This is a genomic window from Vibrio sp. Isolate34 (assembly GCF_022397915.1).
Classification (GTDB): Bacteria; Pseudomonadota; Gammaproteobacteria; order Enterobacterales; family Vibrionaceae; genus Vibrio.
Window position 1 is genome coordinate 10,220 of the sequence record NZ_JAKEUO010000005.1, and the last position, 14,016, is coordinate 24,235.

Annotated in this window: 9 protein-coding genes; 3 read left to right on the plus strand and 6 right to left on the minus strand. The window is 45.7% G+C overall.

Going from position 1 to position 14,016, the window contains the following annotated elements:
* The first annotated feature begins 303 nt into the window (after positions 1-303).
* On the plus strand, positions 304-4,533 hold the full coding sequence (fdhF, locus tag L1D22_RS07130; protein WP_239829205.1) for a formate dehydrogenase subunit alpha: 4,230 nt from the start codon (positions 304-306) through the stop codon (positions 4,531-4,533).
* A gap of 109 nt (positions 4,534-4,642) precedes the next feature.
* Here fdhF and L1D22_RS07135 read toward each other — a convergent pair whose 3' ends face one another.
* The 6 genes from L1D22_RS07135 to L1D22_RS07160 all read right to left on the minus strand — a co-directional run bounded on the left by L1D22_RS07135 (position 4,643) and on the right by L1D22_RS07160 (position 11,106).
* Positions 4,643-5,623 carry an alpha-L-glutamate ligase-like protein gene (locus L1D22_RS07135; RefSeq protein ID WP_239829206.1) on the minus strand — a complete coding sequence of 327 codons (981 nt, stop codon included), beginning with the start codon at positions 5,621-5,623 and terminating at the stop codon, positions 4,643-4,645.
* A 3-nt stretch (positions 5,624-5,626) separates the two neighbouring features.
* Positions 5,627-7,132: an inactive transglutaminase family protein gene (locus tag L1D22_RS07140; protein WP_239829207.1), complete on the minus strand. Its 1,506-nt coding sequence runs from the start codon at positions 7,130-7,132 to the stop codon at positions 5,627-5,629.
* Between the two features lie 17 nt (positions 7,133-7,149).
* Positions 7,150-7,890, minus strand: a complete 741-nt coding sequence (locus tag L1D22_RS07145) for an ATP-dependent zinc protease (protein WP_239829208.1) — start codon at positions 7,888-7,890, stop codon at positions 7,150-7,152.
* Between the two features lie 288 nt (positions 7,891-8,178).
* Positions 8,179-9,150 (minus strand): tRNA 5-methoxyuridine(34)/uridine 5-oxyacetic acid(34) synthase CmoB, encoded by a 972-nt coding sequence (gene cmoB / locus L1D22_RS07150; RefSeq protein ID WP_009846365.1) that lies wholly within the window; start codon positions 9,148-9,150, stop codon positions 8,179-8,181.
* A 182-nt stretch (positions 9,151-9,332) separates the two neighbouring features.
* Positions 9,333-10,061, minus strand: coding sequence for a carboxy-S-adenosyl-L-methionine synthase CmoA (gene cmoA / locus L1D22_RS07155; RefSeq protein ID WP_239829209.1), 729 nt, complete (start codon positions 10,059-10,061; stop codon positions 9,333-9,335).
* Positions 10,062-10,200: 139 nt separating this feature from the next.
* Positions 10,201-11,106, minus strand: coding sequence for a DUF72 domain-containing protein (locus tag L1D22_RS07160; protein WP_239829210.1), 906 nt, complete (start codon positions 11,104-11,106; stop codon positions 10,201-10,203).
* A 280-nt stretch (positions 11,107-11,386) separates the two neighbouring features.
* Between L1D22_RS07160 and aspS the strand changes: the two genes are divergently transcribed.
* Together aspS and ruvC are read left to right on the plus strand one after the other, a co-directional pair.
* Entirely contained in the window at positions 11,387-13,159 is a 1,773-nt protein-coding gene (gene aspS, locus L1D22_RS07165) for an aspartate--tRNA ligase (RefSeq protein ID WP_239829211.1), read from the plus strand.
* 168 nt (positions 13,160-13,327) lie between these two features.
* The gene (gene ruvC, locus L1D22_RS07170) at positions 13,328-13,849 is read left to right on the plus strand and encodes a crossover junction endodeoxyribonuclease RuvC (RefSeq protein WP_008219936.1); all 522 of its coding nucleotides are present in this window, start codon (positions 13,328-13,330) and stop codon (positions 13,847-13,849) included.
* The last annotated feature ends 167 nt before the right edge of the window (positions 13,850-14,016 follow it).

Below are 14,016 nucleotides of genomic sequence, written 5' to 3' on the forward strand. Positions count from 1 at the left end.
ATTCAAAGCCCTTATTCACTTTATATACAGTGGTAGGGGCTTTTTAATATCTGAAATCTAATCTCCCTGATTACACCAGCCTTCCTCAAATTGTCGTTATCTTCAAATTAACGTTTTTCACATACAGTTAAGACCACTCATACCTTATGGTTATTATCAATGGAATTTGTTTGAGGTCACACGCACAAAACCATAATTAATGTATGGTAATTACATAGATTAAATAATATTAATAATATTGTATTACTTTATTTTTAATTATTGATAACTCGCAGTGTGCGAAAGGTAAAGGTAGGACAAGCTATGATTCAAATCGTCATTGATGGGAAATTTCGAATCGTCGAACAAGGGCAAACCGTTCTTGAGGCGGCAAAAACATGTGGTTTAGAGATTCCATCGTTATGTGGTTTGAACAAAACAGCGGACAAAGTGCCGTGTGATTTGTGTGTGGTTGAAGTGGATGGGATGGGCGTAACACGCTCGTGTGAGCTTGAGGTCGTCAATGGCTTGAACATCACCACTCAATCTAAACAGCTAACGACTCATCGACAAGATGCGTTGAATCGAATCATGGCAGACCACTATGCTGACTGTGAAGCGCCATGCCAAACCGCTTGCCCGGCCGGAGTAGATATCCAGTCTTACCTTCATCACATCGCGCAAAATGATCATACTAAAGCCATTGAAGTAATTAAGAAAACACTGCCAATGCCGTTATCGATTGGTCGCGTGTGTCCGGCCTTCTGTGAAACGGAATGCCGTCGAAACTTAGTCGATGATTCGATTGCGATTCGCCAACTCAAGCGACACGCAGCCGATGCCGATCTGGCAGCGCAAGAGAGCTACATGCCAGCGAAAAAACCAAGCAAAGGCAAGAGTATTGCGATTGTTGGTAGTGGCCCTGGTGGCTTAACGGCAGGCTATTACCTGTCTAATGAAGGTTATGACGTCAGTGTTTATGAATCGATGCCCCAAGCTGGTGGCTGGCTGCGCTATGGTATTCCAGAATATCGTCTACCGAAGTCGATTCTTGATCAAGAAATCGAACTCATGTGTCGTAACGGAATGGTTGTACAGTGCGATAAAAAACTCGGTGTCGATTTTACCTTGTCAGATCTTAGTCGTGATTTCGATGCGGTCTGCTTAGCAGTGGGTGCATCACAAGCCGTTGAAATGAATTATCCTGGTAGCGACCTTGGCGGTTGTTATTTAGGTGTTGATTACCTTAAAGATTATGTCACCGCCAAACAGTTCACTACGGGCAAAAAAGTCGCGGTGATTGGCGGTGGTAATACGGCGATTGACTGCGCTCGAACCGCAGTGCGTGATGGTGCGGACACCACGTTGATTTATCGTCGTACGCGAGATGAAATGCCCGCCGAAGATTACGAAATCGAAGAAGCTGAACACGAAGGTGTTAAGTTCCACTTCTTGACCAATCCGGCTGAGAATATTGCTGATGAAAATGGCCATGTATCTGAGATTCGATTAGAACGTATGGCACTTGGTCCTGCTGATGCTTCTGGTCGTCGAAGCCCGAAACCAACGGGTGAGTTCTTTGTCGAAGCGTTCGATACGGTTATCGCTGCGGTGTCGCAAAAGCCAGACCTAAGCTTCATGGATAATGAAGAGATTGATATCCCACTAACTCGTTGGAACACCGCGGACGCAGATCCACAAACCATGCACACAGGTACGGGCAATATATTTAGTATCGGTGACTTCCGTCGTGGTCCAGCGACAGCGGTTGAAGCGGTAGGAGATGGGCGTATTGCTGCGCAAGCGATCGACCGATTCTTCAATGGTGATATGGAAAATATTCCTGCTAAACCGTTTAACTCGAGAAAACAGAAGCAGCTCAAAGCCGTTGATCCCGAGCAGTACAAGTCGATACAGCGCATGGCACGTAAAATCATGCCAGAGCTAACACCAGAGCAGCGAGAGCAAAGCTTTGAAGAAGTAGAAACGGGCTTTGATAATGCCGACGCAATCGCTGAAGCTGCAAGATGTTTAGAGTGTGGTTGCCAAGCCAATACCGACTGCGATCTGCGTGATTACTCGACTGAATATAAGGCAACCCAAACACATCCAGAATACAAAATTGATGTCGCTTCTAATGAGAGCTGGCAAGCTATTCGCGCAGATGAAGCGAAAGTGGGTTCAACAAGACAGAAGTTTGCTGTCGACAATAGCTCTGAATTTATTATTTTCGATGCCAACCGCTGCATCAGTTGTGGTCAGTGTATCCAGGCGTGTCGTGAACAAAATGTTCATGGCGTTCTAAGCTTCATGAATCAGTCAAACGGTAAGCCAGCTTCAAGACCTGAATGTCGCCCGAATTTTGGGGCTGACAAGACCTTAATGGGCGACTCTAATTGTGTTCAATGTGGCTCTTGTATTCAGGCATGTCCAACCGGTGCCATGGTGGATGCGAGAGATAGAAAACAAGGCGATACCGACATCCTTAAAAAGGTCGATACCATCTGCACATACTGTGGTGTGGGCTGTAAGCTGACCATGCATGTTGACGAAGCGAAGAATAAGATTCGTTACATCGAAGGTGGTGATTCTCCGGTTAACGAAGGCATGTTGTGTGTTAAAGGACGTTTCGGTTTCGACTTCGTCGGCAGTGATGCCCGCCTTACAACGCCGTTAATTCGTAAAGATGGCTGGTTACAACCTGCGAGTTGGGAAGAAGCCATTACGCTGATTGCCGACAAGTTCACGGCGATCAAACAAGGTTTTGGTAGTAATGCTCTAGCGGGTTTCTCGTCGGCTAAAACCACCAATGAAGATAACTATGCGTTCCAAAAATTCATTCGTCGTGAACTTGGCACCAACAACGTCGATCACTGTGCTCGCCTTTGCCATGCTTCAACGGTAACTGGGCTTGAAGCTTCGCTAGGCAGTGGAGCGATGACCAATGATATCCCAAGCATCAAACACTCGGATGTCATTTTTATCATTGGTTCTGACACCACATCCGCGCACCCAATTATCGGCTCACACATCAAACAGGCAGTAAGGCATAACGGCGCTCGCTTGATTGTCGCGGACCCTAAGAGAATCGATATTGCTGACCATGCTGAACTTTACCTAGCACACCGACCGGGTACTGACGTGATGCTGATTAATGGTGTGATGCAGCAGATCATCAAGCACGGTTGGTACGACCAAGAGTATATCGAAGATCGTGTGGACGGCTTTGATACCTTACTGCAAGAGGTGATGTCACCAAGTTATTCGCTAGACAAAGTAGAACTAGTGACTGGCGTTAAGGCAGAAGACATCTTCGCGATGGCGCGCTTGATCGGTACTGCAAAACGCACGGCGGTGTATTACTCCATGGGTATCACGCAACATACTACTGGTCACGACAACGTTCGCTCGATTGCTAACCTGCAGCTTTTATGTGGCAACATCGGTATTGAAGGCGGTGGTATCAACCCGCTGCGTGGTCAATCGAATGTTCAAGGTGCATGCGACATGGGTGCATTGCCAAATAACCTACCGGGTTATCAGAAAGTGTATAACCCAATGGTTCGCCAAAAATTCGCGATGGAGTGGGGCGTTTCTGATTTGCCTGCTGAAACGGGGTTAACGCTGACCGAAATTATTGACGGGGCGTGTCATCGAGATGTGCGTGGTTTATATGTGATGGGTGAAAACCCTGTGCTAAGCGACCCGAATCAAGCACACGTAATTGAAGGGCTTGAAGCGTTAGATTTCCTTGTGGTGCAAGACATCTTCTTAACCGAAACGGCGCAGTATGCCGATGTGGTTCTGCCGTCTTGCTCGTTCGCCGAGAAGTCTGGTCACTTTACCAATACCGAGCGACGCGTTCAGCGTATCAACCCTGCGGTATTGCCTCCAGGTGACGCGAAAGAGGATTGGGTGATTATCCAAATGCTAGCCAACGCGATGGGTGGTGGTTGGAGTTACGATTCGGTTGCGGACATTACCAATGAGATTGCTCGTGTCACGCCACAATATGGTGGTTTACGTTGGGAAAATATCACGGTTAATGGTGTGCAATGGCCAAGCAATAAGAACAACCCTGACGGTACTCGTATTATGCACCAGACTCAGTTCACTCGTGGGCGTGGTCAGATGGAAGCAATTCCGTTTCGATATGCGGCAGAACTGCCAGATGCAGAATACCCGTTAGTATTAACGACAGGGCGTATCCTTGAGCAGTTCCATACCGGGACCATGACACGTAAAACGAAAGGGCTGGATAACTTAGCAGGGCCACGTGTGATGGTCAGTGTCCATGATGCTGAAGCGTTAGGGATCTCGAATGGTCAGATGCTCAAAGTCTCAACACGTCGTGGCGAAATTGAAATCGCAGCGTTTGTAACCAAGCGAATGCAGAAAGGCGTGGTGTTTATTCCATTCCATTTCGTGGAGTCTCCTGTGAACCGTTTGACTACCACAGCGACAGATCCGCATGCCAAGATCCCAGAGTTTAAGGTAGCAGCGGTACGTATTGATCCAATTCGTGAGCCTGAAATTGAAGTCACAGAGGCTTAGCTCAACAAGTTAACTTAATGGCAGAGACTAAAAAGCCGCGTAACTCTCAGAGTTATGCGGCTTTTTTATTGAGCTCTATAGGTATCAAGTGACCTAGTCAGCTAATAGCTTAGTTTGGAACAATCTCGTTACCGTGAACACCGAATTGCTTAGCAGCGTATGCCACGCGCTCAGCAGGTTTCGGGTACTCAGCTGGTGTACCAAGGTTCTCAATATGGTGCAATCGAGGTAGCAGACCAGCACCGTTCGCGATTTGGATTGCCAAACCTGGACGTGCGTTAAGCTCAAGTACCATCGGGCCTTCTTCTTGATCTAGAACCATGTCTGTGCCCATGTAACCAAGACCTGTCATTTCCCAAGCGCTTGATGCCAGTGTTAGCAGCTTTTCCCAGTGTGGCACTTGAAGTAGCGCCAACTCTTTACCCGTATCTGGGTGGTGAGTGACTGGGTGGTCAAACTGAACGGCACGAACGGCTTTACCGGTCGCGATACAAATACCTACGCCTACAGCGCCTTGGTGCAAGTTAGCCTTGCCGTCAGAAGCCGAAGTAGATAAGCGCATCATCGCCATCACAGGGTAGCCTTTGAATACGATGATTCGTACATCTGGCACACCTTCGTAACTGAAACCATCGAAACACTCATCAAACTTGATGAGGTTTTCAACTACTGCCACATCGTTCTTACCACCAAGTGAGAAAAGACCCGCAAGAGCGTTACTGATGTGACGCTCTACATCTTCTTCATTGATAGTTGAACCTGAAGGCTTGGTATAAACACCATCCTTGTGAGAAGTCACAACTAGGATGCCTTTACCACCACTTCCTTGAGCTGGCTTGATTACGAAACCCGGCCACTCTTTTACCATCTTGTGGATTGTTTTTACTTCAGCTTGGTTACCAATAACGCCAATCAGCTTTGGCACCGTAGCGCCAGCCTGTTCAGCGATGATCTTAGTCTTAAGCTTGTCATCAACGAGTGGATACTTGGAACGATCATTGTAGCGACCAATGTAACTGTGGTTACGCTTGTTCATTCCCATTATGCCTTTGTCTTTCAACCTAAACGGTGAAGTAAACTGATCAAACATAACTTAGTCCTCCGCTAGCGGTTTAAAGCGACGAAGCTCAGTTAGACGGTAGCCTGTGTAGTTACCTAGTAGCAAGATGGTCGCTAGAATAACAAGCTGTAAACCAATAAAGTTAAACGTTAAGTGCTGAATGAACGGGTTAGTCATGCCTAAGTAAACAAGAACCGCAGTGAATAGAGAACCACCACCTTGTAGCATTACTTCTTTCGCGCCTTCTTCTTCCCATAGGATAGACATACGTTCGATAGTCCAAGATAGGATGATCATTGGGAAGAATGTAATTGACAGACCTTCAGTCAGACCGACTTTAAACGCGACCACGGTAAACACAGAGATAATCATGATTACCGTAATGATCACGGCGGATATCCTGGCTACCAGTAGCAAGTTGAGTTTGGATAAGTAACTTCGAATAATAAGACCCGTACCGACGATCAGTAGGAAGCCAACAATACCCGTTACCAGTTGTGTTTGAACAAAGGCCACCGCAATCAGAACTGGCATGAAGGTACCAGATGTTTTCAAACCGATGATGACACGCAAGAACACAACAATAAGCGCACCGATAGGAATCAGCATGATGGTTTTAAACATCGCTTGCTCTTCTAACGGTAGGCTGTGAATTGATAGGTTTAACAGCTGATCAGCAGAAACTTTACTGTTGGTTGCTTCAGTTGGTGAAACCTCTTGAGCAATCATAGAGAAGTGAACTTTACTGTTCTGACCGCCCACTACATCAAGCAGAGAAACGTTTGACTCGTCCCAGATAAGTAGGTTTGGTTGAACTTGCTGTTCGCTAGATTCAGGAGAGAAAAGAATCCACTCATCATTATCCCAAACCTGAATCATGTTCTGAATAGATTGACGACGACGGCCATCTTCTAGCTCGATAACACCAACCACTTTGTTGTGTATTTTCGCTGCTGAAAGTAGCTTGTGTGTCGCTTCCACTTTGGTCATGTTGTTCAGAATCAGCGCCGAGTTTTGGCTGTCTGGATCATTCAGCGTTTTAATGAGCTCACGAGTGAACGTTAGATTGTCTGCAGAACGCTTTGTTGCTCTATCAATCAGAGCAAGAGACGCCGCTTCTTCTGGACCGTCGAAGCTTGGTTGAACCACTTCACCTTCTGGTGGTGTGTCGTTCACTTTAGCTTGGTTGTCGACTAAGAATTGTGTCTTGTAGTAGATGGTTTGAGGGCCATCTGCGTAACGAATAGACCACTCAGCACGACGCCCTGACTCAGTATTTAAGTAAGAAATACCGTAACCTGGTGATGAAGCCGATTCGCCGATGAGTGTGTAGTTAGACTGAGTATGAGGAGCCGCTAAGGAAACTTTTGCTTCTTTGCCTACTGCATTGAATTCGATGCGAGCTTCAACGTCCCAAACTTGTCTGGTTTCCCCTGGCGTCCAAGGTACACCGTAGGTCGTATGTCTGAACATACTCAGTGTTATACCTGCTACGATAAGCAGGAATATAGAGATATAAAATGGAATTCTTGACGTCATAGCTTACCCTACTATTGTTATTTAGCTTCCGTTTGTACGTATTTTTTACTTACATCCACTAGCGCGATGTCTTTGATAAATTCGCGCCCTAGTAGTACAGGGTGACTCATTTGAGAGCGATCCGCCAATGTAAATTGCGCTTTTTCATGGATTTTTCCAACTTTAACCCATAATTCAATCACAGCTCGACGTTCTGTCTGATCATTCGTTGATTGACGGATTTTTACATAACGTACAACAGGTGCTTCAATCCATTTTTGGTCTTCTGCCGCTTTTCCTTGGTCTTCTAGGTGGAACTTAACCCAGTTCTTACCATTTCGTTCGAATTCTTTAATATCGACTGCATTTAAAGAAGAGGTTGTTGCGCCAGTATCCACTCGAGCATCAAAGCTTTGTTTGATTGAGTCGATAGACACTTTTTCGATTCCGCCAAGGATAGTCGGTTGTGAGGTAGGAGCGATAGGAGCCGCTGCAACTGCCACGGGTTCTTCTTCCTCTAGCTCTTCAATGACTTTGTGTTCCATGCTCGTCAGATGGACATCTAACTGATTTGAAAGGGTGATGATTTCGTCTTCTAAGCTTTCAATGTAATCACTTTGATTGCTGACTTGCAGTTCAAGATTTTGAACCTTATTTGCGATGTTTGTCTCTGAGCGGGCAATAGCATCGAGAGTTTCTTGGTGGTAGGCAGCACCGTTAGTAAGGGTACAACCAGAGAGCAAACCAACCGCCACAATAGGCGATAATCGCTTAAACATAAAAAAACCTTTGGAAATTAGAGAATAGTTCAGACTATTTAGAAGTTTAGCCCACAAAAAAGGATGCGTGAAGCATCCTATTGTAAGAGTCTGGTCATATTGAATCGCAATGTGAGCGCTACGCCAATTATTGTAATTTGAAATAGCTCACTTATTAAACATAAGTCAGTTTTCGTTCAATTTACGCGCATTTTTGTGAAAGCTCACAGCGAAGTAGAAGGTGGCGTTGTAGCCACCAAAAAGCCATTACTTTGTTATCAACTAAATAATGGCTTTCAGGCATCACATTTATGGCTTGGTCGCCACAAGAATGGCACGTCTCGGTGCTGGGTGACCTTCAACCGTTTTACTTGGATCATTCGGGTCTAAGTAATCTGGTAGAGAGTTGTGTGTCATCCATTCTGTTGTGCGTTGTTCGCCGATTGTGGTGACATTTTCGTCAACGATGCGCACGTCTTCAAAGCCGACCTGTTCAAGCCAGCGTTTTAGTGCTCGAGCAGAAGGGAAGAAGTACACGTTTCTCATCTGCGCGTAACGGTCAACAGGAACCAGAACTGCATTTTCATCGCCTTCAATCACTAAGGTTTCAAGCACTAATTCACCGCCAGACACCAATTGGTCTTTCAGTTGAATCAAGTGATCAAGTGGCGAACGACGATGGTATAGCACACCCATGCTGAATACAGTGTCGTATGCTTCCAGTTTTGGTAGTTGTTCAATACCTAGAGGTAATAGGTGCGCGCGTTGGTCATCGCCCATTAACTTACGGATTGCTTCAAACTGAACCAAGAAAAGGTGGGAAGGGTCGATACCTACGGTTAGACGAGCGCCTTCGCCAAGCATGCGCCACATGTGGTAGCCGTTACCACAGCCAACATCTAACACCGAGCGGTTCTTCAATGGAGAAATATGTGGAAGAACGCGATCCCATTTCCAGTCACTGCGCCATTCCGTATCAATATGAATGTCGTGAACCGTGTAAGGGCCTTTTCTCCAAGGGTGGAAAGTCTTCAGTAAGCTTTCTAACTTTTTAAGTTCACCCGTGTGGAACGGTGTAGAACTGCCAATTGTTACTGAGTTTTTCAGATCAACTTGGTCTGGTACACCTTGTGGAATCTTGTTTAGTGCACGTAACCAACGGTCGAAGTCGCCGTGCTCTGCATTTTGCCAATCCGTCAGCTGTTGTGGAAGTACATTAAGCCACGGCTGAAGGCGAGTATCTTGGGCAATAAGTTGATAAAAATTGGCAAAATTAAACATAGTTTTTCACTGAGTTAATAGGGTCAATAAACCCTAAAATAAAAATTAAATTTGTCATTCCCTACAGTGAGGGACGAACATGATAGGGAATCTCGATTTATCGTACTTGATAGAGATCCCCAACTCGCTCGTTCCTCGCTCTTGAGGATGACGTTTTAGTACGAGCTGACTGGGTATGTGCGCTATTTAATCGCGAACATCGAACCAAAGTTGAAACACTGGAACCACACTTCGCTGCTAGAGAAGCCAATCTTATCAAAGCGCTCTCTGTGTACAGGGATAGAGTCAGGGCGCATCACATTTTCAATCGCGCTACGCTTTTGGCTCACTTCTAGCTCGCTGTATCCGTTAGCACGTTTAAAATTATGGTGCAGATCGATCAGCAGTTCATTTGAGCTTTCGTCTTCGAATACGTATTTTTCTGACAGGATTAAGATGCCACCAGGGCGCAAGCCCGCGTGAATTTTCTCAAGCAAAGCGTATCGGTCGTCTGGAGACAAGAATTGCAGCGTAAAGTTAAGCACCACAACTGACGCGTCTTTGATCTCTACTTCACGAATATCGGCTTCGATCACTTCAACCGGCGTGTCACTGCGGTAAGCGTTAACGTGCAATTTGCAGCGCTCAACCATTGCTTCTGAATTGTCGATAGCGAAAATCGTGCAGCCTTCTTGTTGGATGTGGCGACGCATTGAAAGCGTTGCTGCACCAAGAGAACAACCAAGGTCGTAAATATTTGAATGCGGCTTGACGAAGCGCTCTGCCAGCATGCCGATTGCGGAGATGATGTTGCTATAGCCAGGCACCGAGCGTTGAATCATATCCGGAAATACTTCAGCAACCCTTGCATCAAAGGTGAAGTCTCCAATTTTATCAATAGGAGCGGAAAAGATATTGTCTGTGTTGCTCATGGCATTCTCTCTCGACAGTCAGCGTAATTGGCACAAAATTCGTACCAAATAAAAGGGGACGTATTTTACGTAAAAAAAGGACTGCTGTCACGAAAACTGAGATTACTGGTGAGGATTACAGCCAGATGTTCAAGAAGACTTAAAACATTGAGATTTGATGGTTGCCTTTCTGAGCTGGAAACTGAGCAAGATCGGGCAATATTAATGACGTATTTTCAGACACTTGCTTTTGCAATAGCTCGTAAATAGCAATCGCGAGTTCAGGCGCATGGTTATTGTCTGGGGTGTGAATCATTAAATACGGCTGTTTGCCTTCACTGAGCCAGGTTGGAATTTTGCTAAACCAAGGCTTAAAAAATTCGATGTTAGGTTCTTGGTCGGGGTGGCCAATAAAGCGAATCATCGGATTATTGGCGGTCGCAATCGCATGAACGGGTACACGCGGTTTTTTCTGATGCGCATCGATCACTGCTTCTGTGGTTGGCGGTGCGGAAAAAACGGGGCGGCTATCCATAATAATGCGATTGATGCCTTCTTCGACCAGCCACTGATTAAAGCGTTTTTCAGCATCACCTTTGTCAAAGAAACCCAAGTGGCGGACTTCAACACCAAGCTGCATGTCTTTTGGAAATAACGTGCAAAACTTTTGCAAGGCAGGGAGCATGCTCGGTTCAAAGCTGTGCGGTAGCTGAATCGTCCATTGACCAATGCGATCATGCAGGGGTGACATGGTCATTAAGAACTCTTTGAGTTCGGCTTGGCAGTGTCTCAGTTGTTGCTGGTGGGTGATGAATTTGGGTAGCTTAAAAGTGAACCTGAAATCATCGTGACTGGCGGCTTTCCAGTTATGTACGGTAGACATACTCGGTGTCGCGTAAAAGGTCGTGTTGCCTTCAACGGTATGAAACACTTGGGTGTATTTTTCTAGGCGTTCCGCAGGCTTTGTTCCCTTGCCATAGAACTGACTTTGCCACTCAGAGTGAGACCACATGGTTAATCCAAGTCTTAAAGGTAAACTGTCCATCGTTTTTACACCATTAGTCATCACATTACTGCTTTTAATCGAAACGAAAATCTACTGTACGAGAGTTTTGCTGATTAAGGTACTTTCGAGATATAATTATCGCAATTTTTTCGGTTTTGATGAATCTTTGCGCACTTGATGGGCTAAAAAGCAGCAAAGCCAGATAAAACACAATAAATTCGAATGTGGAAGGTCGATTTTAAGCGAGTTTCCGCGTATAAATGTTTCTTTGCTCTGTTGTGTGGAATGACCACCGACAGCTTGGAAATTAGTAAATAATTAAGAGATTGGGAAATTCATTATGCGTACCCATTACTGTGGTAACCTGAACAAGTCCCTGGCGGGACAAACTGTAGAATTGTGCGGCTGGGTAAACCGTCGCCGTGATTTAGGCGGTCTTATCTTTATTGATATGCGTGATCGTGAAGGCATCGTTCAGGTTGTTGTCGATCCAGATATGAAAGATATCTTCCCGATCGCTAACCAACTGCGTAATGAATTCTGTATCAAATTTACTGGTGAAGTACGTGTTCGTCCTGATAGCCAAGTAAATAAAGACATGGCTACTGGTGAAGTAGAGCTTTACGCGACTGGTCTAGAGATCATCAACCGTTCAGAAGCGCTTCCACTAGACTTTAACCAAACGAACTCTGAAGAGCAGCGTCTTAAGTACCGTTACATCGATCTTCGTCGTCCAGAAATGAGCGACCGTATCAAGCTTCGTGCACGCGCTTCTAGCTTCGTTCGTCGTTTCCTTGATGAGAACCTGTTCCTAGACATCGAAACGCCAGTACTAACGAAAGCGACGCCAGAAGGTGCTCGTGACTACCTAGTACCAAGCCGTGTTCACAAAGGTAGCTTCTACGCGCTTCCTCAATCTCCTCAGCTGTTCAAGCAACTGCTGATGATGTCTGGTTTTGACCGTTACTACCAAATCGTTAAATGTTTCCGTGATGAAGATTTACGTGCTGACCGTCAGCCTGAATTTACTCAGATCGATATCGAAACATCGTTCATGTCTTCTCAAGAAGTACGTAACATCACTGAGAAGCTAGTTCACGATATGTGGAAAGAGCTTCTAGGTGTTGAACTTGGTCAATTCCCAGTAATGCCTTTCTCTGAAGCGATTCATCGTTTCGGTTCTGATAAGCCAGATCTACGTAACCCTCTAGAGCTAGTGGACGTTGCTGACTTAGTTAAAGACGTTGAGTTCAAAGTATTCTCAGGCCCTGCTAACGACGAAAAAGGTCGCGTAGCGGTTATCCGTGTACCAGGTGGTGCTAAGCTAACTCGTAAGCAAATCGACGGTTACGCAGAACACGTAAACATCTACGGCGCGAAAGGCCTAGCTTGGATGAAGGTTAACGACCGTGCTGCAGGCATGGAAGGTATTCAATCTCCAGTTGCTAAATTCCTAAGCGAAGACGTAATCAACGGTATTCTAGATCGCACTCAAGCTGAATCTGGCGATATCATTCTGTTCGGCGCAGACAAAGCGGGCATCGTTGCTGAAGCAATGGGCGCACTTCGTCTTAAACTAGGTACTGATCTAGAGCTAACAGACACATCTGCATGGGCTCCATTGTGGGTTGTTGACTTCCCAATGTTCGAAGAAGACGGCGAAGGTAATCTACACGCAATGCACCACCCATTCACATCGCCACTGGGTGTGAACGCGGAAGAGCTAAAAGCGAACCCAGCAGCAGCAAACTCTGATGCATACGACATGGTAATCAACGGCTACGAAGTAGGCGGCGGTTCTGTACGTATTCACAACGCAGAAATGCAAACGGCTGTATTCGGTATCCTAGGTATCGAAGCACAAGAGCAACAAGAGAAGTTCGGCTTCCTACTAGATGCTCTTCAATACGGTACTCCACCACACGCTGGTCTAGCATTCGGTCTTGACCGTCTAGCAATGCTACTTTGTGGTACAGAGAACATCCGTGACGTTATCGCATTCCCGAAAACAACAGCTGCAGCATGTCTGTTAACAGACGCGCCAAGCCTAGCGAACCCAGCATCACTGGAAGAGCTAGCAATCGCAGTTAAACTAGCGAAGAAAGAAGACTAATCAAACGATTAGCTTAACTTTCTAAAGAACTTAGTTTTTAGAGCTTAGTTTTTTAGAACTTAGTTTCGCAGTAGAACAATAAAATGCCCGTTAATTTGACGGGCATTTTTTTTTGCGTTCGATATACTAAGCTCATAAAGCATGTATAAATAATCAGTATTTGAAGTTATGTCTATTATCTTAGGGATTGACCCTGGCTCACGCATTACCGGTTACGGTGTTATTCGTCAAAATGGCCGCCACCTATATTACTTAGGGAGTGGTTGCATTCGCACCTCCGAAAAAGAGTTACCGGGTCGACTCAAGCAGATCTATGCAGGTGTGAGCGAAATCATCACTCAGTTCCAACCGGATGTGTTTGCGATAGAGCAGGTCTTCATGGCGAAGAATGCGGACTCAGCGCTTAAGCTTGGGCAAGCTAGGGGCAGCGCGATCGTAGCGGCTGTAAATGCGGATCTGCCTGTTCATGAATACGCAGCTCGTTTGATTAAGCAAGCGGTGACGGGTAATGGTGGTGCAGATAAGTCTATGGTCCAGAATATGGTGATGAGCATGCTTAAATTGCCTGCCAAGCCACAGGCCGATGCAGCCGATGCCCTGGGCGTAGCGATCACTCACGCTAACACCAATAAAACCTTGATTGCACTGGCGGGTAAAGCAACGGGTGCTAGAAAAGGGCGTTACCGTTAATTCCTATTCTATTTTTAGCTCCTAACATACAGCTTCTAAACTTATTCCCTCGATGAGCCTTGCGCCCTGTTTGGCTCATATCAAAACACTACGCTGCTAAATCCTTGATGAAATGAGATCTTTCGAACAGAACCCAGATAATAACATTGCGCATCATTTAACATGTT

Excerpts from the sequence above, each read along its gene's own strand:
- fdhF (WP_239829205.1), top strand. The coding sequence starts at position 304 with ATGATTCAAATCGTCATTGATGGGAAATTTCGAATCGTCGAACAAGGG.
- L1D22_RS07135 (WP_239829206.1), bottom strand. The coding sequence starts at position 5,623 with ATGTTTGATCAGTTTACTTCACCGTTTAGGTTGAAAGACAAAGGCATA.
- L1D22_RS07140 (WP_239829207.1), bottom strand. The coding sequence starts at position 7,132 with ATGACGTCAAGAATTCCATTTTATATCTCTATATTCCTGCTTATCGTA.
- L1D22_RS07145 (WP_239829208.1), bottom strand. The coding sequence starts at position 7,890 with ATGTTTAAGCGATTATCGCCTATTGTGGCGGTTGGTTTGCTCTCTGGT.
- cmoB (WP_009846365.1), bottom strand. The coding sequence starts at position 9,150 with ATGTTTAATTTTGCCAATTTTTATCAACTTATTGCCCAAGATACTCGC.
- cmoA (WP_239829209.1), bottom strand. The coding sequence starts at position 10,061 with ATGAGCAACACAGACAATATCTTTTCCGCTCCTATTGATAAAATTGGA.
- L1D22_RS07160 (WP_239829210.1), bottom strand. The coding sequence starts at position 11,106 with ATGACTAATGGTGTAAAAACGATGGACAGTTTACCTTTAAGACTTGGA.
- aspS (WP_239829211.1), top strand. The coding sequence starts at position 11,387 with ATGCGTACCCATTACTGTGGTAACCTGAACAAGTCCCTGGCGGGACAA.
- ruvC (WP_008219936.1), top strand. The coding sequence starts at position 13,328 with ATGTCTATTATCTTAGGGATTGACCCTGGCTCACGCATTACCGGTTAC.